Source organism: Hymenobacter lapidiphilus (genome assembly GCF_003417065.2).
Taxonomy (GTDB): domain Bacteria; phylum Bacteroidota; class Bacteroidia; order Cytophagales; family Hymenobacteraceae; genus Hymenobacter.
This window is the reverse complement of the sequence record NZ_QVLT01000011.1, coordinates 61,353-82,183: the sequence shown is the minus strand read 5'-3', so window position 1 is coordinate 82,183 and position 20,831 is coordinate 61,353. Positions and strand designations below refer to the sequence as shown.

Annotated in this window: 17 protein-coding genes; 6 read left to right on the top strand and 11 right to left on the bottom strand. The window is 59.4% G+C overall.

Translation table 11 applies throughout. The annotated features are described in order from the left end of the window. The first annotated feature begins 27 nt into the window (after positions 1-27). A complete protein-coding gene (locus D0N36_RS08635) occupies positions 28-1,506 on the top strand; it encodes a RagB/SusD family nutrient uptake outer membrane protein (protein ID WP_116940995.1) in 1,479 nt (492 codons plus the stop codon). Positions 1,507-1,623: 117 nt separating this feature from the next. Further along, positions 1,624-1,827: a hypothetical protein gene (locus tag D0N36_RS08630; RefSeq protein ID WP_116940994.1), complete on the top strand. Its 204-nt coding sequence runs from the start codon at positions 1,624-1,626 to the stop codon at positions 1,825-1,827. Between the two features lie 267 nt (positions 1,828-2,094). Here D0N36_RS08630 and D0N36_RS08625 read toward each other — a convergent pair whose 3' ends face one another. After that, positions 2,095-2,568: a hypothetical protein gene (locus D0N36_RS08625; protein WP_116940993.1), complete on the bottom strand. Its 474-nt coding sequence runs from the start codon at positions 2,566-2,568 to the stop codon at positions 2,095-2,097. A 167-nt stretch (positions 2,569-2,735) separates the two neighbouring features. Between D0N36_RS08625 and D0N36_RS08620 the strand changes: the two genes are divergently transcribed. Then, entirely contained in the window at positions 2,736-2,996 is a 261-nt protein-coding gene (locus tag D0N36_RS08620) for a hypothetical protein (protein ID WP_116940992.1), read from the top strand. 153 nt (positions 2,997-3,149) lie between these two features. Here D0N36_RS08620 and D0N36_RS08615 read toward each other — a convergent pair whose 3' ends face one another. After that, positions 3,150-5,090, bottom strand: a complete 1,941-nt coding sequence (locus D0N36_RS08615) for a CocE/NonD family hydrolase (protein ID WP_116940991.1) — start codon at positions 5,088-5,090, stop codon at positions 3,150-3,152. Positions 5,091-5,234: 144 nt separating this feature from the next. Between D0N36_RS08615 and D0N36_RS08610 the strand changes: the two genes are divergently transcribed. Continuing rightward, positions 5,235-7,835, top strand: a complete 2,601-nt coding sequence (locus D0N36_RS08610; protein WP_116940990.1) for a M14 family metallopeptidase — start codon at positions 5,235-5,237, stop codon at positions 7,833-7,835. 111 nt (positions 7,836-7,946) lie between these two features. On the opposite strand, the gene D0N36_RS08605 is transcribed toward D0N36_RS08610, so the two are convergent. The 4 genes from D0N36_RS08605 to D0N36_RS08590 all read right to left on the bottom strand — a co-directional run bounded on the left by D0N36_RS08605 (position 7,947) and on the right by D0N36_RS08590 (position 11,575). After that, entirely contained in the window at positions 7,947-8,651 is a 705-nt protein-coding gene (locus D0N36_RS08605) for an ankyrin repeat domain-containing protein (protein ID WP_116940989.1), read from the bottom strand. Between the two features lie 207 nt (positions 8,652-8,858). Continuing rightward, complete coding sequence (locus D0N36_RS08600; protein ID WP_116940988.1) at positions 8,859-9,212, bottom strand: hypothetical protein; 354 nt, start codon at positions 9,210-9,212, stop codon at positions 8,859-8,861. Between the two features lie 217 nt (positions 9,213-9,429). Next, positions 9,430-10,656, bottom strand: coding sequence for an S-adenosylmethionine:tRNA ribosyltransferase-isomerase (locus D0N36_RS08595; protein WP_116940987.1), 1,227 nt, complete (start codon positions 10,654-10,656; stop codon positions 9,430-9,432). 139 nt (positions 10,657-10,795) lie between these two features. Continuing rightward, positions 10,796-11,575, bottom strand: coding sequence for a class I SAM-dependent methyltransferase (locus tag D0N36_RS08590; protein ID WP_190242583.1), 780 nt, complete (start codon positions 11,573-11,575; stop codon positions 10,796-10,798). 223 nt (positions 11,576-11,798) lie between these two features. On the opposite strand from D0N36_RS08590, the gene D0N36_RS08585 reads away from it, so the two are divergent. Further along, positions 11,799-12,392: a hypothetical protein gene (locus tag D0N36_RS08585; RefSeq protein WP_116940986.1), complete on the top strand. Its 594-nt coding sequence runs from the start codon at positions 11,799-11,801 to the stop codon at positions 12,390-12,392. Positions 12,393-12,628: 236 nt separating this feature from the next. Continuing rightward, a complete protein-coding gene (locus D0N36_RS08580; RefSeq protein WP_147320803.1) occupies positions 12,629-13,393 on the top strand; it encodes a hypothetical protein in 765 nt (254 codons plus the stop codon). Between the two features lie 36 nt (positions 13,394-13,429). Here the strand turns inward: D0N36_RS08580 and priA are convergent, their stop codons facing one another. The 5 genes from priA to rpsF all read right to left on the bottom strand — a co-directional run bounded on the left by priA (position 13,430) and on the right by rpsF (position 20,433). Beyond that, positions 13,430-15,979, bottom strand: coding sequence for a replication restart helicase PriA (gene priA / locus D0N36_RS08575; RefSeq protein ID WP_116941038.1), 2,550 nt, complete (start codon positions 15,977-15,979; stop codon positions 13,430-13,432). 321 nt (positions 15,980-16,300) lie between these two features. Next, positions 16,301-18,952 carry a GSCFA domain-containing protein gene (locus tag D0N36_RS08570; protein WP_116940984.1) on the bottom strand — a complete coding sequence of 884 codons (2,652 nt, stop codon included), beginning with the start codon at positions 18,950-18,952 and terminating at the stop codon, positions 16,301-16,303. A 293-nt stretch (positions 18,953-19,245) separates the two neighbouring features. Continuing rightward, complete coding sequence (gene rplI / locus D0N36_RS08565; RefSeq protein WP_116940983.1) at positions 19,246-19,689, bottom strand: 50S ribosomal protein L9; 444 nt, start codon at positions 19,687-19,689, stop codon at positions 19,246-19,248. Between the two features lie 110 nt (positions 19,690-19,799). Further along, positions 19,800-20,051, bottom strand: a complete 252-nt coding sequence (gene rpsR, locus D0N36_RS08560) for a 30S ribosomal protein S18 (RefSeq protein WP_019947036.1) — start codon at positions 20,049-20,051, stop codon at positions 19,800-19,802. A 10-nt stretch (positions 20,052-20,061) separates the two neighbouring features. Continuing rightward, positions 20,062-20,433 (bottom strand): 30S ribosomal protein S6, encoded by a 372-nt coding sequence (gene rpsF, locus D0N36_RS08555; protein WP_092738889.1) that lies wholly within the window; start codon positions 20,431-20,433, stop codon positions 20,062-20,064. Positions 20,434-20,831: the final 398 nt, after the last annotated feature.

Here is a 20,831-nt window from a genome sequence, read left to right as displayed (position 1 = left end):
TCACGTTTTTTGCTTTGACTTTCGACCATGAAAACTATATCCGTTTCATTCCGCCGACTGGTGGCTCCAACGGCCCTTCTGCTCACGCTAGGGCTGCTGGGCTGCGATAAACAACTGGACATTGAGCCCCAGCAGTCTGTTGATGCTGCCACGGCGCTCAGCACGCCTGAGGGCGTACAATCGGCTCTAACTGGCGTTTATGCCCGCCTTGATCTGCCGCAGTCCTATGGTACCAATCTGCTGCTGATGGCTGATTTGCTGGCGGCCGATCTGCCTACGGCTGCCACTTTCACTTACATCGGCTGGCAGGGTACCTTCCAGAGCTACCGCGAGGTATCGCGCAAGCAAATGACCGATGTAAACACGGAGGCCGACCGCACCTGGAACCAGAATTTTCAGACTATTAACTTGGTTAACTTAGTGCTAGATGCGCTGCCCGTGGTAGCCGATGCCGACGATAAGCAGCGCATTGAGGGGGAAGCCCGCATGATACGTGGCATGCTCTACTTTGAGTTGGCCCGCCTCTATGCACAGCCCTACCGCACCACCGGGGCCTTCTCCAACGCGGCGCTGGGCGTGCCCGCGCCCACGGCCACGCCAGGGCTGCCAATCAACCTGAGCGCCAACAAAACGGAGGCTGATGCCGCCCGGCGAATTGCCCGCTCCTCGCTGGAGGAAACCTATACCCAAATTTTGGCCGACCTGACCGCTGCCCAGGACCTGCTGCCCGAGGCCAACGACCGCACCCGCTTCGATCAGTACGATGCCAAAGCGTTTCTGGCGCGCGTGTACCTGCAGCGCGGTGAGTACGCGACAGCCCGCGATTTGGCCAACGAGGTCATCAACGATTCGGGCGCTTCGCTCAATGCCTCGTCGGTTTCCACGTTTACCAACAAGAACTCGTCGGAAGTGCTGTTCGAGATTCAGCAGAACGACCAGAACAACGCTGGTAACTCCAACGATGGTCTGGCTACGTTCTATTCGAGCAACGCAGCCGGCTTCGGTGGCCGTGGCGACGTGCGCATCTATCAGTCGTTTGTGGATCTGTACGGGGCCGACGACCAGCGGGGATTCAACCCCCAAATCGGGGCCTCTCTGATTTATGAAGGTACCGGCCGTCGGGCGGGCTTCCTGCGCACGTACAAATGGAACAACGCGGGGCAGAACATTCCGATTCTACGCCTTTCTGAAATGTACCTTATCCGGGCCGAAACCAACCTGCGACTTGGTACCAGCGTGGGCGCCACGGCGCTGGTCGATGTCAACCGCATCCGCACCCGGGCCCGCGCTACACCCTTAGCCAACGTTACGCTGGCAAGCGTGCTGCAGGAGCGGGACTTAGAGTTTGCCTTTGAGGGCTTCCGGGTGCATGATTACAAGCGTTCGGGCCGTAGCATCGGTGCCGGTACGGCGGCCATTCCGGCCAATGCCCCGGCGCTGGTTATGCCGATTCCGAAATACGAAATCAACCTGGGCAACGCCCTGCCCCAAAACGAAGGATATTAACTGCCGTTGCTATTGTATACAGCAGAAAAGCGTCCCGGAATCCGGGACGGCCTTTTCTGCTGTATACAATAGTGGTTACTTATCTGAAATAAGGACCTATGTGACTTTGCTTCCCCCATGATGATGACTTTGGCGTTGGGCGAAAGAACAATTTCCTTGTTGGCCTTCGGACTGAAAGGCCGACATATTGTAGTTATGGATTTTGGTATCGAAGCGCGTAATGTCAACCAGCGGATTCATCGCGCTCAGGCCACTGAGCAGCGCCCGGGTCTGCACCTGCCCAAACAGCGTCTGCACACCCACCTGCCGGCATTTACCTGAACAATGGTACTCAAAGCCATGCCGAGCAGCACCAGCAACCCGCTGACAACGCTCCACGTTAGGCTCCCAAAGCCGACACATTACGGCGAATCGTCAGGCCAGTAACCAGTAAAATCAGCCCCAGAATAGCAAGTAGCGTAGGGGATTTAGCAGGAAAATCAGTAGGTAATCTTGCTACAGGAATCTGAGAGAGTAGAAGCCAGGACGTATAATTGAGAAACAACATCATTCTCCGCTGCGCGCTGCATGACGTTGTTTTTTAGCTTTCTAGTCTTCGTCCTCCTCCTCGCGGCTGAAATCCAGCGTCGGGGCCAGCTCCAGTGCTTCCCGGATAACATCGTCCATCAGGCGTTGGGTATCGGCGTCGAGGGTGCGCTCGAACAGGTGCAGCACCTGCTCGCCGTCTTCGTTCACGTAGAGGTTAGCGTAAAGGCGGTCGAAGGTGGTGGCACCTTTCTGCATAGCCTTGTCGATGCCGGCTACGGATGGGGCCTGCAGCGCGTTTTTCAGCACATCAAGTACGTGGCGGGCTTCCTCCATGTCGCCCAGCTCAGCCAGCAGCCGCAGCAGCGCCAGGGCCACGCCTAGCCGCACCCGCTCGAAACGGTAAGCAACATCGGCGGGGGCGGCCTGCCCGAAAACGTGGTAGGCCTCGCGGGTGGCCGGGGTGAGGTATTGAGCGGCGGCGGCCGGGTCGGCAAAGGCCAGTTCGAGTAGGCGCTGGTAAGGGGAGTTGGGCATCGGCAGCAGGAGTGGCGCCAGTGGAATCCGGAGAATCTGGCTTGAAAACGGGAACCTTGGGCCGCGAAGGTACGATTACAGGAGCGGCAGTAGCCAAAAAACCGGCCGGCTGGTTATCTTAGCAGCTTCCCGCTCGTTCCGTTCAACTCCGCATCCGTAGCTCTATCATGACGCACAAAGAAAAATGGCTGGCCTTCGCTCCGGCCGGCCTCTTAGCCATCGGCCTGGGTACCTGTCTGGTGCAATGGGCCGCCGACAAAAAACGCCGCCGCGAACCGACTGCCGAATGGGTTTCGGCCGGCACAGCCGCCCTGCTCGTGCTCAACGCCGGCATCAGCCTCTTCGGCCGCGGCGTGGTAGAAAAAGTCAGGCACGACCTGCGCCACCAAATCCCCGAGCCCGACTACGGCAACATCGGAAGGCTGTAAGGGAAAATTTAGAGAACGTCATTCTGAGTGAAGCCGGAGGCGAAGTCGAAGAATCTCTACTGCAATGCTAACCCTTTCGTTGGGTTTACTGGTGCGGTAGAGATTCTTCGACTTCGCCTCCGGCTTCGCTCAGAATGACGTTCTCTCTTTCTCCTAAAGAACCCGCACTTTCAACTGGGAGGCTTTGGCGGGCGAATGGTAGAGGCGGTGGGAGGCGGTTTGGAAGTCCTTCTCGTCGGCCTCGAAGATATTAGGCACGAAGGTCTGGGGGTTGCGGTCGACCATCGGGAACCAGCTGCTCTGCACCTGCACCATTAGGCGGTGGCCCTTGCGGAAGGTGTGGCACAGGTCCTGCACCGTGAAGGGCACGGCCGTTACCTGGTTGGGCACGAAGGCCTCGGGCTGGCTGAAGCTGTTGCGGAACCGGCCGCGCATTACTTCCGAGCGTACCATCTGCTGGTAGCCGCCCAGCTTCACGCTGGGGTTCAGGCGCGGGTTGTTGGGCGTATCGTTCGGGTACACATCGATGATTTTTACCACCCAGTCGGCGTCGGTGCCGGTGGTGGCCACCTGCAATAGCGCCTCAATCGGGCCGGCCAGCGTCAGGTCCTCGGTCAGCACGTCGGTCTGGTAGGTGAGCACGTCGGGGCGGCGCGAGGCAAAGCGCTGGTCGTCGGTCATGTACTCGCGGGTCATGCCCGTGGCCATGCCTTCGTTGGATGGCACCGGCTTGGCCGGGTCGCTGATGTACTGGTCGAACTCGGCCATGCCGCCGGTAGGGGCTTCGAAGCCTATTTTGCCGTCGGCCTGAAAGTACATGGTACGCTCCTGGGCCTGTTTGGGCGGCCAGGCATCGAAGGTGCGCCACTTGTTGGTGCCGCCCTCAAACACGGTGGCTTCGGGCACGTTGGGCCGCTTGTTGTCCTTCAGATAAGCCTTGAAAAACGGTGCTTCTATTTCCTTTTGATAATAAAGTGAGGGCGACTCGCCGTAGGCCACGTTGCCCACCAGCTCGCCGGTGCCGCGGGCCCAGCCGCCGTGCACCCAGGGGCCCATCACGAAGCTGTTCTGCATGCCCGAGTTCTGCTTCTCGATGCTCTCGTAGATTTTGAGCGCTCCGAACAAATCCTCGGCGTCGTTGAAGCCGCCCACGGTGAGCACTGCCGTTTGCTTGTTCAGGTTTTTGAGGTGAGGCCGCAGGTTGCGGGCCTGCCAGAAATCGTCGTAGTTGGGGTGGGCCATCATCTCGTTCCAGAATGCCACCTGCCCCTTGTAGTAGCGGGCATCCGCATTCTTGAGCGGACCCATCTTCATAAAAAAGTCGTAGCCGTCGGGGGTGCCGTGCTTGAAGCCGGGGTTGCCGGTGGGCGTGGGCACGGGTCGGGGCAGTCCGAACGAGGCCAGGAAGTTGAAGGCGTGGGGCAGGAAGAAGGCCCCGTTGTGGTGGAAATCGTCCCAGAACCAGTCGGCAATCGGGGCCTGGGGCGAGGCAGCCTTCAGGGCCGAGTGGCGGCTGAGCAGGCCGGTGGCGGTGTAGAAACCGGGGTAGCTGATGCCCCACTGCCCCACGCGGCCGTTGTTTTTCGGGCCCTTCTTCACCAGCCATTCAATGGTGTCAAACGTGTCGGTGCCCTCGTCGATGTCGTTCTTGCCCTTGGGCGAATCCTTGGCGGGCCGCATGTTCACGAATTCGCCCTCCGACATGTAGCGGCCGCGCACGTCCTGGTAGGCGAAGATGTAGCCCTCGCGCATCATGGTGGAGCTGGGGCCAAGGCTCTTTTTGTACTTGCCGGCCTCGTAGGGCCCCACGGCGTAGGGCGTGCGGCTGAGCATAATTGGGTAGCGCACCTTGTCGGCGTCGTTGGGGGCGTACACCACGGTGTAGAGTTTCACGCCGTCGCGCATGGCAATGCGGTACTCCGTTTTGGTGTAGTGCTGCTGAATATAGAGCGTATCGGACAGCACCTGGGCCATCTGCTGCCGGTCGGCTTCGGAAGCCAGCGGGTACGAAACCGGCTGCTGGGCCTGAACTGCGAAGGAGCCGGCCGTGAACAGGGCCGCCAGCAGGACCGGGCGGAAGTAGGAGTGGGGCATGGGCGTGGGTTGGCGTAGGAATTTGGGTGGAGTGTACTTCGGGAAAGATGCGTCTTGACGGCCACCGTTGCGTCGTTGGCCTGCTCAAATATGCTTTCTTTGAGCCAGAAACTTCCTGCCCTTCCGGTTTACTTCCGCTGCCTGATGAAAAACTGTACTCTGCGGGCCCTAGGCCTATTACTACTAAGCCTATTGATGTGCTTCGGCACCCCGGCCCAGACGCCGGCCCCGGCGGCCTTCCCCAACCCGCTGGCCGGCCCGGCCGATGGCCCGTTGCAGACGCCCGCCCAATTTCTGGGCTACGAGCTGGGCGCCCGCTTCACGCCCCACGCCGAGCTGCTGCGCTACGTGGCCCACGTGGCGGCCCACAGCCCCGACCGCATGAAGCTTGAGCGCTACGGCAGCACCTACGAAAACCGCCCGCTGGAGCTGGTCTACATTGCCTCCGCTGCCAACCTGGCCCGTCTCGACGATATCCGGCGCGACAACCTGCGGCTCGCGGGCCTCGAAACCGGGGCCGTGGAAGGCCCCACGCCGGCCGTGGTCTGGCTCAGCTACAACGTGCATGGCAACGAGGCCGTGTCGTCGGAGGCCGTGATGCAGGTGTTGTACGATTTGGCCAACCCCGCCAATACCACGGCGCAGAGCTACCTGCAGAACCTGGTGGTGATTGTGGACCCTTGCGTGAACCCCGACGGGCGCGACCGGTACGCGCAGTGGTACAACCGCGTGGCCAGCCAGCGGCCCAACGCCTCGCCGCTGAGTTGGGAGCACCGGGAGCCCTGGCCCGGCGGCCGCTACAATCACTACTACTTCGACCTGAACCGCGACTGGGCCTGGCAGACCCAGCAGGAAAGCCGCCAGCGCATTGCCGTGTACAACCAGTGGCTGCCCCAGGTCCACGCCGATTTCCATGAGATGGGCCCCTCGGCTCCCTACTACTTCTCGCCCGCCGCCAAACCCTTCCACGCCGACCTCACGGCCTGGCAGCGGCAGTTCCAGGACATCATCGGCGACTACAACCGCCGCGTGTTCGATAAGAACAACTGGCTCTACTTCACCCGCGAAACCTACGACCTGTTCGCGCCCTTCTACGGCGACACCTGGCCGAGCTTCAACGGCGCCATTGGCGTAACCTACGAGCAGGGCGGCGGCGGCGTGGCCGGCATCGCCTACGCCAAAACCGACGGTGACACGCTCACCCTGAACCAGCGCATCGAGCACCACCACGCCACCAGCCTGGCCACCCTGCAGGCCGCCGCCGAGCGCCACCAGGACCTGACCCGCGAGTTCCGCAAGTTCTACGACGACGCCCGCACCCGCCCGAAAGGCGAGTACAAGTCGTATGTGCTGGCCGGCTCCTCCGACCCCGGCCAGGTCCGGACCCTCACCCAGTACCTCGACCGCCAGAAAATCAGCTACGGCTTTGCGGCCAAGCGCAGCCGCCAGGCCGGCTACAACTACGCCACCGGCAAAACCGAAACCGTGCAGATTGAGCCCCAGGACGTGGTCATCAGCATGTATCAGCCTAAATCGACGCTGGTAAAAGTGCTGTTTGAGCCCCATGCCCAACTCGAAGACTCCCTCACCTACGACCTCACCGCCTGGTCGCTTCCTTATGCTTTCGGCCTGAATGGCTACGCGCTGAAGGGGCAGTTGCCGGTTGTTGGCCGCCAGGTGCCAGTCAGCTCAGTTACCGACAGCAAGCGCACTTCAACCACCAATGATGCTCCCTATGCCTACCTGGCCCGCTGGAACAACCTGCAGGACGTACGTTTCCTGAGCCGGTTGCTGCAGCAGGGCGTGAAGCTGCGGGTGGCCGAGGAGCCATTTGAAACCGAAGGCCAGAAGTACGGCCGCGGCACGCTCATTATCGCGCGCACCGGCAACGAGCGGCTCGGGGCGCGGTTCGACCAGCTGGTGCGGGCCCAGGCCGATTCGGCGGGCGTGCTGGTGCAAGCTGTGCAGTCGGGCCTTTCTACCAGCGGCGGCGACCTGGGCTCGCGCTCGGTGCGGCCGTTGGCCATGCCCAACGTGGCCGTGCTGGCCGGACCGGGCGTCGATGCTACCGCTTTCGGCGAGGTCTGGCACTTCTTTGAGCAGCAGGTGGGCTACCCCATCACGGTACTCGGTACCGACTATTTTGGCAGCGTGCCGCTCAGCAAGTTCGACGTACTCATTCTGCCCGACGGCCGCTACGACGACATTATGACCGAGAAAACCATGGCCGCCGTGAAAACCTGGGTGCGCGGGGGCGGCCGCCTCATTGCCCTCGAAGGTGCCTCCCGCTTCCTGGCCGGCCAGAAGGACCTCCTGCTCAAACCCAAACTCACCGACTCGACGGCTGCCAGCAAAAAAGCGCCCTACGCCGCCCTGCGCCGCTACGCCGACGCCGAGCGCGACGGTATTGCCGGCCGGGTGCAGGGCAGCGTGTTCCGGGTGCAGCTCGACAACACCCACCCGCTGGCCTTTGGCTACGGCAACACCTACTTTGCCCTGCTCCGCGAAGCGCCCAATTATAAGTTTTTGCCCGAAGGCGGCTGGAACGTGGGCGTACTCAAAAAGGACGGCTACGCTTCCGGTTTCGCCGGCCGCAAAACCCGCACTGGCCTCACCGATAGCTTCGTGCTCGGCACCCAAGACTTGGGCCGCGGCCAAATCGTTTATCTGGCCGATAACCCGCTGTTCCGGGCTTTCTGGCAGGGCGGCAAGCTGCTGTTCGGCAACGCCGTATTCATTCTGTAGTATCTGACTTCAACTGAAGTTGCGGTTTTGCTGCAGAAGCACAAAAGAGGAGCTTGCCCATCGGCAAGCTCCTCTTTTGTGTCTGGTTGAAAAGGTAATATGACCGGTTGCCTATTTACGAACCCCCGCTTTCGATAGTATTTTCACGATTTCATCCATTGATCTGTTTTTAGCGTGCTGGAGTGGTGTAACTCCGTCTTTATCGGCAATGCCAACATCCGAACCTGCTTCTACCAGCATCTTCACGATAGCCACCTGGGTTTCTCCCTCTTTGCTCAGAATAATGGCTTCCAGTAAGGCTGTCCAGCCGAGATTATTAATATGGTCGATGGGATAGCCTGGTGTTGCGGTTAATACTTTAACCACTTCCAAATGGCCCTTCTCTGCCGCTGGTATCAGAGCGGACCCTCCGTAACGATTATAAATTTTAAAATCGGCCCCATTGGCAAGGCACATTTTCAAAATTGGTGAATAGCCGCTTGCTCCTGCATACAAGAAAGGGCTATTCAGCATCTCATCCTGCGCGTTTACATTTGAGCCAGCAGAGATAAGCAGTTCTGCAATTCGATTGTCTTCATTGTAAGTGGCAATCATCAAGGCAGTTCTCCCTTTACTGTCCTTGATTTCCAGATTCGGTTTAGTACTTAATATTCTGGCCACAAGATCTGCATCTCTTTTATCAACAGCCTGCAGTAAGGGTGATGGAGAATTTTTGCTTGAGTTCATCACTTTGACATTTTCATTTGGGTGGCTGCAACCTTGCAAAGGCAAACAGCCGAATAATATTAGGATAATAGCTTTGTTGAAATAGTACATACTTATATGATTTAAATTATTATTTGAAAATTATTGTAGATAATTATGCAACTAATCAATTTTGTAAATTGCAAATACTATTGCAATTGGCTATTTAAATAAATGTCCTTAATACAATAAAAATTAACTTGCTTCATAAGAATTATGGAGAACCAAAAAGAGCTTGCCGATGGGCAAGCTCTTTTTTTGTACTGGACGAAAGTTCCCTTAATCAACCACGTCTACGGCTTTGTTCTTGACGGCCTTAGCAGCCTTCTTCGTGGCGCGGGCGGCTTTCTTGGCGGCACGGGCTGTTTTCTTAGCGGCTTTTTCGGCGAAGTTACCAGTGGCCTGGGCACCGGTTTCTATAGCGTTGCCGGTTGCGCGGGCGCCGGTTTCTACCGCGTTGCCCGTCGCTTGGGCAGCCTCCACAGTGCCCTGTTTGGCATCCTGGATTACTTCGCCTGCTTTAGTCCGATCATCGGCAGTAGGAGCGGGGGTAATAGTGGCTGGGGTGCTTTGAGCAAAAGCAGCGGCCGTAGCGAAAACCAGGGCAGCAGCTGTCAGAAATATCTTTTTCATGATGGAAAGCAAGTGGAAAAAAAGGATGTGGGGCCTTATACGGCGAAATGCTGAAGACGGTGGGAAACCAGCCGCACGAAACGGTAAACAGACCACTGTGGCAGTAAAGTTCGCCTGGCTACCTTCTTGGTCTAAAGCCTGCTATGCTTTTCTCCTGAATAAGATGGTACGCGTAGTTTCGTTGCCTGCACCTCTTTCCGGTGGCCTCGTCTGTTGCTTAGGGCAACAGCAGCGACGAGTCGCCGTAGCTGAGGAAGCGGTAATCGTGGGCCAGGGCGTGCTCGTACACGCGCCGCCAATCGGGGCCCAGCAGGGCGGCTACCAGCAGCAGCAGGGTGCTTTCGGGCTGATGGAAGTTGGTGATAAGCCCGCGCACCAGCCGGAAGCGGTAGCCGGGCGCAATGAGCAGCTGGGTGGTGGCGTGCAGCGTATCGGAGGCGGTTAGCGCCAACTGTGCCAGCAGCGCTTCCAATGCCTGTTGGGTAGATACTTCGGCGCCGGGCTCGTAGGGCTGCCACTGGCGCACGTGCCAGGCGGGCAGCTGGGCCGGCTGCTGCACCAGCGCCGCTCCGAGCCAGTACAGGCTTTCGAGGGTGCGCAGGCTGGTGGTGCCCACCGGAATAATCGGGTGGCCCTCTGCCAGGTGCGCCAGCAGCCGCCGCAGCGTGTCGGCCGTTACGCTGAACGGCTCGCCGTGCATGGGGTGGTCGGCCATCTGGTCGGCTTTCACCGGCTGAAACGTGCCCGCGCCAACGTGCAGCGTTACGCGGGCAGCGGCGGTGCGGCGCTCGGCCAGTTCGGCCAGCACGGCTTCCGAGAAGTGTAGCCCGGCCGTGGGGGCGGCCACCGCGCCCTCGTGGGCGGCGTACACCGTCTGGTAGCGCACGGCATCCACTTCCGTATCGGGTCGGTTGAGGTAGGGCGGGAGGGGCAGGTGGCCGGCGGCGCGCAACACTTCGGCAAACGGTAGCTCGGCCGGCTCCCAGCTGAACGCAATCAGGGCGTAGCCGTCGTGCTGCTCGGTGCGCTCGGCCCGCAGCGTGGCGGGCTGGCCGTGGGCTTCAAATTCCAACGTCACGGGGCCGTCCTTCCAGCGGCGGCCGTTGCCCACCAGGCACTTCCATACGCAGGCCCCGGTTTGCTGCATGGCCGGCTCAATAGCGCGATGCGGCGCCACCGGCTCCAGGCAAAATAGCTCGACCATACCGCCCGTGGGCCGCTTGGCAAACAGTCGCGCCCGCACCACTTTGGTGTCGTTGAATACTAGTAGGCTGTCGGGCGGCAGCAGCGCGGGCAGGTCATAGAACGTCCGGTCGCCCAGCAACCCCTGCTGGTACACCAGCAGCCGCGACTGGTCGCGGTTGGCCAGCGGCTCGGGCGCAATGCGTTCGGGCGGCAGCTCGTAGGTGAAATCGTGGATGGAAAGCCGGCGCGGATCAGTCATTAGTTTGAAGCTATAAGCCGCAAGCTACAAGCTGCAAGCCTTTTTCGACCCGCCCGCAGCTCAAAAAGGCTTGCCACAAACTTCCTGTGCCTCCTGAACACGCTCGCAGCTTGCGGCTTGGAGCATGCAGCTCAAAAGCTCATTTTTGAAAGAACAGTAGATGCTGCTGGGGAAGGGTTTCCACCGAGTCAATGAGGCGCAGGCCCACGGCGGCCATTTCGCGGCGGGCCTGGGCCACGCTCATTTTATGGATGCGCTTGATGGGTACGTTGGGGTCTTCGGCCCGGTATTCGACCAGCGCCAGCCGGCCAGTGGGCGAAAGGGCCTGACGAATGGCGCGAGCCATTTCGCGCGGGTAGTCGAACTCATGATAGGCATCCACCAGCAGCACCAAATCGACCTGTCCGGCGGGTAAGTTGGGGTTTTGGGTGGTACCACGTACCGGAATTACGTTGTTGGCTCCCAGCTTTGCCGTAGTTGCGCGCAGGCTGGCCAGCATTTCGGGCTGAATATCGACTGCCAGCACTTTCCCCTGAGGCACCAGCGGGCTCATCTTGAAGGTGAAATAGCCCGTGCCGGCTCCGATGTCGGCCACTACGTCGGAGGGTTTTAGCTTGAGCGCCCGCAGCAACTGGTCGGTGTCTTCCTCGCGGGCGCGATTGGAGCGGTCGAGCCACGAGGCGCCCTCATGGCCCATCACGTGGGCAATCTGGCGACCCATGTAGTACTTGCCGATGCCGTTCATGTCCTGCGGAGCACGCCGTTCGTAGCCGCTGGTATCAGGAGCCGCGTTGGCGCGGCGCTGCTCGGTAAGCTGGACAGCCGTTCCCTCGCTTAGCGACTGGGTGCAGGCACCGATGCCCAGCAGCAGGATTCCCAGCGCGCTGATGGGCAGGAAAAATCTTATTTGGTTGACCATAAACGGAAGGCAAAATAACGGACTTGCTGCTAACAGGAAGGCCGATGGAACGGTTCGGTATGGCCCCAATTTGCGGGCGTTAGCGGCAGTAAACCCTTGGCCGCCTGACTGAAACCCCCGCGCTACCGCGCATAATTGGATAATTTATCTGATTATATAGGCTTATTTTCTAATTTAGCCCGTGCAAAGCGCACTCACATCATCCACTTTTCCTTCTTTTATTATGAAACACTTGTCCAATCTGTTGCGCAAACTTACCGCCGTAGCGGCCGTTGGCATAGCTCTAACGAGCTGCAACCGCGCTGAGTATGCGATGCTGCCCAAAACGGGCTCGGCTTACCACGGCACCCAGCGGTCTACCATCATCAAGCCAGCCCCGGCCCCCGAGGTTGCCGTAGCCCCGCAGGTTACTGCTGAGGCAGTGGTAGCGCCCGAAGCTGTTGTAGCTCCAGTAGCTGCGCCCGCCGCTGTGGCCAAGGCTGCCCCGGCTGCCAAAACCGCGCCGGCCAAGGTTGCCAATGCTGCTAAAGCCGTGAAGTTGAATTTCATGCAGAAGGCGCTGGTGCAGAAAATCACCAAGAACGCCGACAAGCTGGCCGCCAAAGCCGGCATCGTGAAGAAGTCGTCGGAAACGGCGGCTACCAACCGTATCGACGGCAAGCTGCGTCAGGGCCTGATCCTGATGCTGGTAGGCCTGTTGGTGGGCCTGCTGGGCGTATTAGGTGGTACTATTGGTACCATCTTCAGCTTACTGGGTTCCATCATCTTCATCATTGGTGTGGTACTGGTTATCCTGTACCTGCTCGACGAGGTATAAGCACGCCTCAACCCGCAGTAAAAAGACCCGGTTGCCAATTGGCAGCCGGGTCTTTTTTGTAAAGTCTGATTTGTGCGCAGTACGGAGTGCTGTAATCGACTTTACAAAACATCTGAAGCGCTTTTATAAAATCTGGTTCAACAAAAAAAGGACTAGAGACTACCACGCATTGCAGTACTTTTCATCATCCGTTACATAAGGGCCACGGTAGCCCTTTCTCACAGCCACATCTACGCTTGATTTTTATGGTGAGAAGCACTTTACTGACCGCCCTGTTGACCTGCACCTTGCTGGCCGGCTGCCAAAGCGCCCGTTTCTCGCCAGCACTCCCGCGAGTCAGTGAATACGGCGCAGTTCGCCCGCAACCCACCGATGGGTCACAACGGCCGGCGATGTCCGCTGATGAGCCAGTGCTGTTAGCCGCGCTGCCCGGTCCCGACCCGGTCGATGGGGCCCGCCAAGAAGCCCGCATGTTCTCGTCGGTGGTCAGCAAGTCTTTGCGCGTTCAGGCTACGCCGTTACTCGCCACCCCCGATACTGCGGTAAACCGGATGCTAGAGCCACAACCCAAACCCCCAGTCGACCCTTCGACAACAGCGGTAAATATCGTTGGAGGAGCAACGGTTGCTGTTGGTCTAGGTGCAATGGTTGCCAGCGTCTTAGACGACAGGTCAACCGCATCAAGTCTGGCTCCGGCACTCGGAGTTTTAACTGGCTTGGGTCTGCTGGTAGTGGGGGTGGCGTTGATGTTTTTTCAGGGAAAGAACGGCCGCATGCGAAAACTGCGCGAGGCCCGCGAAGCAGCAGTAATTCCAACAGCCGCAACTATCCGGTCCCGAAACTTCAAAACAGGTTTGCGCAAAGTTGGTCGCGGGCTTCTCATTGCAGCAGGAGTACTGCTGCTACTAGGGATACTGGTGCCTTATGGGATATACTTTGTGGTCTTGCCAGTGCTGGTGCTGGGAGTAATCGGGCTACTCATGGTTGCATTCAGCAATTAGGGGCTACCAGTTCGCAAGCGAATCGGAGCTGCCGCTCTACATCGGGTCCACGTCGGCGGCCAGGCGCACCTGCTTGAACTCCTTCTGGTCGCGCACTACGTCCATGGCGGCCATTACGTTGGCTTTGGCGGCTTTGAGTACGGTGTGCTCGCGGCTGAGTTTGATGGTGATTTCCTGGAGGTAGAAGTTGCGGATGCGGAAGATGTAAGGTGCTTCGGGGCCCAGCACGGCCTCGCGGCCCAGCCGGTCTACCAGCTCCTGGGTCAGCAGCAACGCCGCCCGTTCGCCCACCGTCACGTCCACATGTTTCACAACAAGGCGGATGACGCGCATAAACGGCGGGTAGCCATGCTCCCGGCGCTGCGTGATTTCGTACTCATAGAACTCCAGGTAATCGTTGCGCATCACCTTGTCGAAGATAACCTGCTCGGGGTCGGCCGTCTGGATGATCACGCGGCCCTTTTTGCCCTTGCGGCCCGCCCGCCCGCTCACCTGCACAAACATCTGGAACGCCCGCTCGTGGGCCCGGAAGTCGGGGTAGTGAATGATGGAGTCGGCGTTGATGATACCCACCAGGCTCACATTGGCGAAGTCGAGGCCCTTGGTCACCATCTGGGTGCCCACCAGCACGTTGGTCTTCTGCTGCTCGAAGTCGGAAATAATCTGCTGGTAGGAGTTCTTGGCGCGGGTCGTGTCGAGGTCCATGCGCTGCACGCTGGCTTGGGGCAGCATCACTTTCAGGTCATCCTCGATTTTCTCGGTGCCAAAACCCACCGTTTTCACGTTGCGTGAGCCGCAGGCGGGGCACTGGGCCGGCATCCGGTCGTGGTGGCCGCAGTAGTGGCAGCGCAGCTCGTGGGCCTGCTTGTGGTAGCTCAGGCTCACGGCGCAGTTGGTGCACTTGGGAATCCAGCCGCAGTCGAGGCAATTGATGAACGGGGCGTAGCCGCGGCGGTTCTGGAACAGAATCACCTGCTCCTGCTGGGCCAGCTTGCTTTCCATTTCGGCCATCAATTCGGGCGTGAAATGGTTGAGCATGGTTTTCTGCTCCCGGCTTTTACGGGTGTCCACGAGTACTATTTCGGGCAGGCCGGCCTCGCCAAACCGCTTCGTGAGCGACACGAGGCCGTAGCGCCCGGCGCGGGCCTGGTAATAGGTTTCTACGGCCGGGGTGGCCGAGCCGAGCAGGGTTTTGCTGCCCTGGAAGTGCGCCATCATCAGAGCCACCTCGCGGGCGTTGTAGCGCGGGGCCGGGTCGTACTGCTTGTAGCTCGACTCGTGCTCTTCGTCTACAATCGTGAGGGCGAGGTTATCAAAGGGCAGAAACACGGCTGAGCGCACGCCTACCACGACCTGAAACCGGCCCGACAGCACCCCGTTCCATACTTCCACCCGCTCGTTGTCGGAGAACTTGGAGTGGTATACGCCCAGCCGCGAGCCGAATACCCGCATCAGGCGGGTCACAATCTGGGCCGTGAGGGCAATTTCGGGCAGTAGGTACAGCACCTGCCCGCCGCCGTCGAGGGCCTGCTTGATCAGGTCGATGTAGATTTCCGTCTTGCCCGCGCCCGTTACGCCGTGCAGCAGCACGATTTCCTTGGTCTGGAACTCACGCATCACCGCGTCGCGGGCTTCCACCTGCGTATCGCTTAGCGTGAAGTGCATGTTGGCCTGGGCGTCGTCCTCATCGAGCGGGAAACGCGATACAATCTGGTCGAACTGCTCCAGAATGCCGTTTTTGATGAGCGTGTTTACTGCCGAGGGCGACAGGTGCGGGGCCGACGTAAGGGCTGCTTTCTCGAGGCCCCGGTGGTTGGCGTGCTCACTCTGGTACACGGGCACCCGCTGCAGGTAGCGCATCACCACATCAAGCTGCTTGGCCTTGCTGGCCAGCTGCCCGAAAAGCTCCTCCAGGGCCGCTTCGGCCACGTAGCGGTGCGCCAGCCGCACCTTCTTCACCACTTTGGGCGAGAATTTGTCCTTGAGATGCTCAAACAGAAACACCACATCCTTCTGCATCAACGACTTGATGTACTTGTGAAAGGACGCAATGCCCAGCACTTCGCCCACCTCAGTAAACGTCAGCGACTTGCCTACTTCCTCGCCGGTACTCAGCGCGTCCACCACCTTCTGCTCCTGTTCGCCGAGCGGGTAGGAGTGCGTTTCGGGCTCGTAGGCCGGATGCAGCTGCACCCGGCTTTCGGAACTGAGCTTGAGGGCCGAGGGCAACGCCGCGTTTATCACCTCGCCCAAGGTGCAGAGGTAGTACTCGGCAATCCAGGCAAACAGCTTCAGTTGGGGCTGGGTAACCACGGGCGCATCGTCGATAAATTCGAGGATGTACTTAGCCTGGTACGCCGCCGGCGGCGTCTGATGCACGGCCGCCACAATGCAGCTCAGCGTCCGCTTGGCCCCGAACTGCACCAGCACGCGCCCACCAATTACCACTTGGTCGCTCAGTTCGAACGGCACGCGGTAGGTGTAGAGGCGGGGCAGCGGCAGGGGCAAAATCACGTCGGCGAACAGCGTGACGCGGTCGGCCGCCGATTCCGGCGCGGGCTGCACAAAATCAAACGAAAGACTCAACAGAAGGCAAAAACAGAAGGACGAACACCGGCCGGCTGGCAGCAGCCCGCGGCGGCGGAACAGGTAGTAAAGATACAGCACCAGCCGGCCCCGCGGAAGCTGCCGCCGCAAATTCCGCCCGTTGCTACCGTTGGGGTTGGGCGCTTTGCGCAGTGGGGCAGGAGCTTGCCCGAATTGCTAGCCGGTCTTGTCTGCTGATAAGATTTCAGGCCGGGTAACTGGAGTTTCAAGCTGCGCAGTTACAGTGGCATATAGAAGCCTGGGAAGTAGTTCAAACTCCGTATAAACACAAAACCCAGCCGGTCGGGCTGGGTTTTGTGTTTACTGAGCTTCTGGCTTTTCAGGCCCGGCCTTCTTGGCTAACTTGGTGGCTGTTCGGGTTTTAGCCGGAGCCGGCTTAGCAGCGGTCAGCTTTGGATCAGCTGAAGCCTTATCGGCCGCTGCCTTGGGCTTAGCCGCGGCTTTGAGAGTCGTTTTGGTAGTAGTCTTAGGCTTCGCTTTGGCTGGCGCTTTAGGCTTAGCAACCGACTTCGCAGGGGCAGCTGGCTTTGGCGTGGCTGCAGGCATAGGGGCTTCCGCTTCCTTAGGCTTTGCCGCAGCTTTCGTTTTGGCGGCAGTTCGCTTTCGGGCCGGAGCTTTAGCGGGTTCGGTTGCTGGGGCTGGCTGAGCAGCAGCTTCCGGTGTCGCAGCTTCGGCTGCTACAGCGACGGGAGCTGGTTTAGGTTGCGCAGCGGGTTTGCGGCGAGCAGGCCGGGCCGCCGGTTTGGCAGCGGCCGGTTCCGGTGTTGCTGGAGCGGTAACAGCTGGTGCGGCTACCGGAGTCGCTGCTGCTGCCATAGCGTCAACGGGTGCCGGCATGGCCGGAGCAGTTGGCGTAGCTGCCGGCTGCCGAGGCGCTTTCGGCTTTGGGGCGCGCTTCTTTGCAGCTGGTTTCTCGCTCGCATCAATAGAAGCCGGTGCGGCCGGGCTTGGCATCACTGGCTCAGTGGTGCTACTCTCCATGGCCGTATTCTTTGCCTCGGTTGCCGTATCAGCAGCAATAGGTGCGGGCCCTTCGGCATCGATGGCATAAAGCGGCTGGCGGCCGGGGCGGCCACCATAGCGCGGAGCCTGCTCGCGCTTGTTGCCCCGACGATTGTTGCGGCTACGGCGGGCTTCCGGTGTTGTTTCATCGGCTTCCGGCGTGGCCTGCTCAGGGTCGTCGGGGTTGGTTGGCTCAGTTGGGCTGTTAGTGGGTGTAAGGGGGGTGGGCTGCAGGCGAGGCTGGCGTAGCTGAGCTTCTGTTACATATACCACCTCCGAAGCCGGCTCGTCGTCGTTATTGTGCTGGACGGTATCGGCCGGAGTACTGGGCAACTGCGCATCGGGAAATGGAGCGGGCGCGATGGCTACTACGCTGGCTTCGGGCTGGCCTTCAGTGTCGGCCTGCTCAGCGGCCAAGCGGGCGTGCTTGCGCTTGGTGCGCTTGGCTCCGCCCCGCGAGCGGCGCTTTTTACGGCGGGCCGCTTCCTCAGGCGTCTCCGGCTCACCCGATTCCTCGCTTTCGTCAGTTTCGTCGTCCTCGTCGGTTTCGGCCTCGTCCGTCAGGTCGGTGATGGTAGGCGAGTACGCGTGGTCGTAGGCTGATTCGGCCGATACAGTCGAATCAGTGGATTCGGTTGTCTCGGTCGTATCGGTTTCCTCCGTTTCCGTTTCTTCGGCGTCTTCTACCAGCATGCCGGCACCGGGCCGAATGAGGCTGGCCTGGGACGTAAGTCGGGTTTTGGCAAACACAGCCCGATTAATTTTCTTCTTCGCAACTTCCTTCTTGGCGGCGTCCGGCTTGGCGGCGACTAGCTCGGTGGCGTTAGGCTCGGCGGCTGCCGCCGCTACCGGTGCAGCGGTGGCGGGCTGTGCTTTCTGGGGTGCGGCCTGGTCGTCGAACGAACCGATATCGATGCGTTCTTCGCCATCGTCGTACACTTCTTCTTCGACCGGGGCCGCAGTTTTGGGCTCGGGCAGGTTGGCCAGCTCGCGCTCCACGTGCAGCAGCTCCATGCGCACATCAGCTGTGGTGCTGAGCTTGTGCAGGCGTTCGAGCGTGCTTTCCAAGAAAGCGCGGTGCTCGGGGGCAGCCGCGTGCAGGGGCCGGTGGCCCAGGTTCTGCCGGATGCCTTCCCACTCCTTCTTAAAGCGCCCGAAGGCCGTATCGAAGTACGTGCGCGTAAATTTCTCCCAAACGTAGTTTTCGGCCGTTTCCGAGAGGTGCAGCATATCGGCGGCGTAAAAGCGGTAGTCGCGCAAATCGTCTACCAGCAGCTCATAGGCCGGGAAGTAGGTAACGTCGGGCAGCAGCTCGCTCAGGTAATGGCAGGCCACGCGCAGCATCGCCTTGCTGGCCGAGTTCAGGACCAACGTGTCCTTAAGGTGGCGCACGGGGCTAACCGTCAGTATAAAACGCAGCTTGGGATTAACCCGGCGCAGGTAAGCGTGGGTTTCGGCAACGGCTGCAATAATATCATCGGCCGTCAGCAGCTCCTTATCGAACTGCTCAGCCGCAATCTTATGGCAGTTGCTAACCAGCTCATCGGTTTCCCGAAGGCGGTAGGCAAAGGCTGAGCCCAGCGTGAGCACTACTACATCGGCCGTGGCCAGAAACACGCCTACCTCGCGGGTCAGCTGGTTGATGTGCTGCAGCAGCTCTACCGGCGAGTCGGCCCCAATTTCGGCGTGCAGGTCGTAGCTCTGCCAGCGGCCGCGGGCTTCTACCAGGTGCTGCTGCCAATCAACATCCTCGCCGGCCGCCGCGCGCAGCAGCTTGCAGGCCGAAATAGGATTGAACACGGTGCCGAACGGATTAACCAGCGTCGCAACCTTGAACTCGGTCAGGCGCGCGCCGATAGCATCCGAAAAGCAGGACCCCAGCGTGAGCACCCGGGCCGAAGGCGGCAGCTGGTGGGGGAGGGGCGTAAGCGGGATTTCAGTACGAAACATTGGGCTGAATTAGACCCCGATGGGCCAACGGGCAGGCAACCTACTCAACCGCCCGCTTCCGGCCAAACAGGCCGGCCAGCGGGGCGCATCCTCCGTAACGGGACGCGGCTCAGTTGCTGCCTTGAAGATGGGAGAGAGATGTCGCCGGACGCTCCGAAAAGCAGCCGACTGAGCAGTTGTACGAACAAAGGTCGTAATAAGTGCTGCAGTATACGGCGGCGTCGACAAACAAAACGCCCGGCTGCCAAAGCAACCGGGCGTTTTGTTAGCCTCGATGGCGTTTCAACGCTAGCCTACTCGGCTACTACATTGAAGCGAATCTTGTGCTTCACCTCGCGGTGCAGGTCGGCCGAAGCGGTGTACTCGCCTACCGACGTCGGGTCGGTGTCGAACGAGAGACGCTTACGGTCCACATCAATACCTTTCGCCTTGAGGGCGTCGGAGAGCTGCAGCGTAGTTACGCGGCCGAAAATCTTGCCGCTCTCACCCACTTTCGCCGGGATGTCGAGTACCATGTTACCGATCTGGTCGGCCAGGCTCTGGGCATCGCCCTTCACCTTATCGGCCTTGTGAGCGGCCTGACGGACGTTCTCGGCAACGATTTTCTTGTTGGTTTTGTCGGCCAGTACGGCCAGGCCCTGGGGCATCAGGTAATTGCGGCCGTAGCCGGGCTTTACCGTCACGAGGTCGTTCTTGTAGCCGAGGCCCTTAACGTCGTCTTTCAGAAATACTTCCATGATTTTGTTTAGTTGTTAGTGCTTAGTTGGCAGTGCTTAGGCTGTTGATAAAGTCGTTTAGACCAGTCCCAGTTCCTAAGCACTAGACACTAAACACTAAGCCCAACCATCTATTTCAACGAGTCGGTTACGTAAGGCATCAGGGCCAGGTGGCGCGCCTTGGCTACGGCCTGGGCTACTTTACGCTGGAACTTAAGGCTGGTGCCGGTAATGCGACGGGGCAGAATGCGGCCCTGCTCGTTGACGAACTTCAGCAGGAAGTTCGGGTCTTTGTAGTCGACGTACTTGATGCCGGCTTTCTGAAAGCGGCAGTACTTCTTACGGGCGTCCTGCTTGTGCAGACGCTCGTTGGCGAGACTCATTTTACGTTGCTTAGCCAACTGCTTCGGACGTTTTAGGTTTGGGTTGATTCATTTCGCCTTTGCGACGACGGCCAGCGTATTCCAGAGCGTACTTATCCAGTACGGTGGTCAGGAAACGGATGACGCGCTCATCACGACGGAAGGCCAGCTCCAGCACATCTACGATGTTGCCTTCGCCGGTGAACTCCACGAGGAAATAATACCCGGTGTTTTTTTTCTCGATCGGGTAGGCCAGCTTTTTAAGGCCCCACGATTCAAGGTTGATGATGTCGGCGCTATTTTCCTTAAGCACCTGCGAGAACTTCTCGACCGTCTCTTGCACTTGGCTCTCGTTCAACACGGGAGTCAGAATGAAGACCGTCTCGTAATTTCTTACTGCCATTACGACGGGGTGGAATTATGATGTGAAAAAATAAATGAGGGGCAAAGGTATGCTTTTTAGGCGCAATAACCAGCTATATTAAAGTGAATTACACTAAAAGTTTTGTCTTTCAGCTTTTTGGCTGTTTGGTGCCAAACCTTCTCCATATAGTAAGGTTCTTTTGGCTGAGTGGGGCAACAGGCAACCTTAGGGTGGCGGCCGGGCCGGAGCCAGGGCAAACAACCGGACACCGGGCTGGGAGAAAGGGGCAAAACCATAGGTTTAGAATAAGTCTAAGCTTGCCTGTAGGGGCTAATTTTCGCCCCCATTGGTTTGTTCTCTGGCTTTCCCAAGCTACATTTGTGGCCTTGAAGCACCCCCGCGTTTCTTTTTTTTAGCTAATCTGTGCGATGGATAGC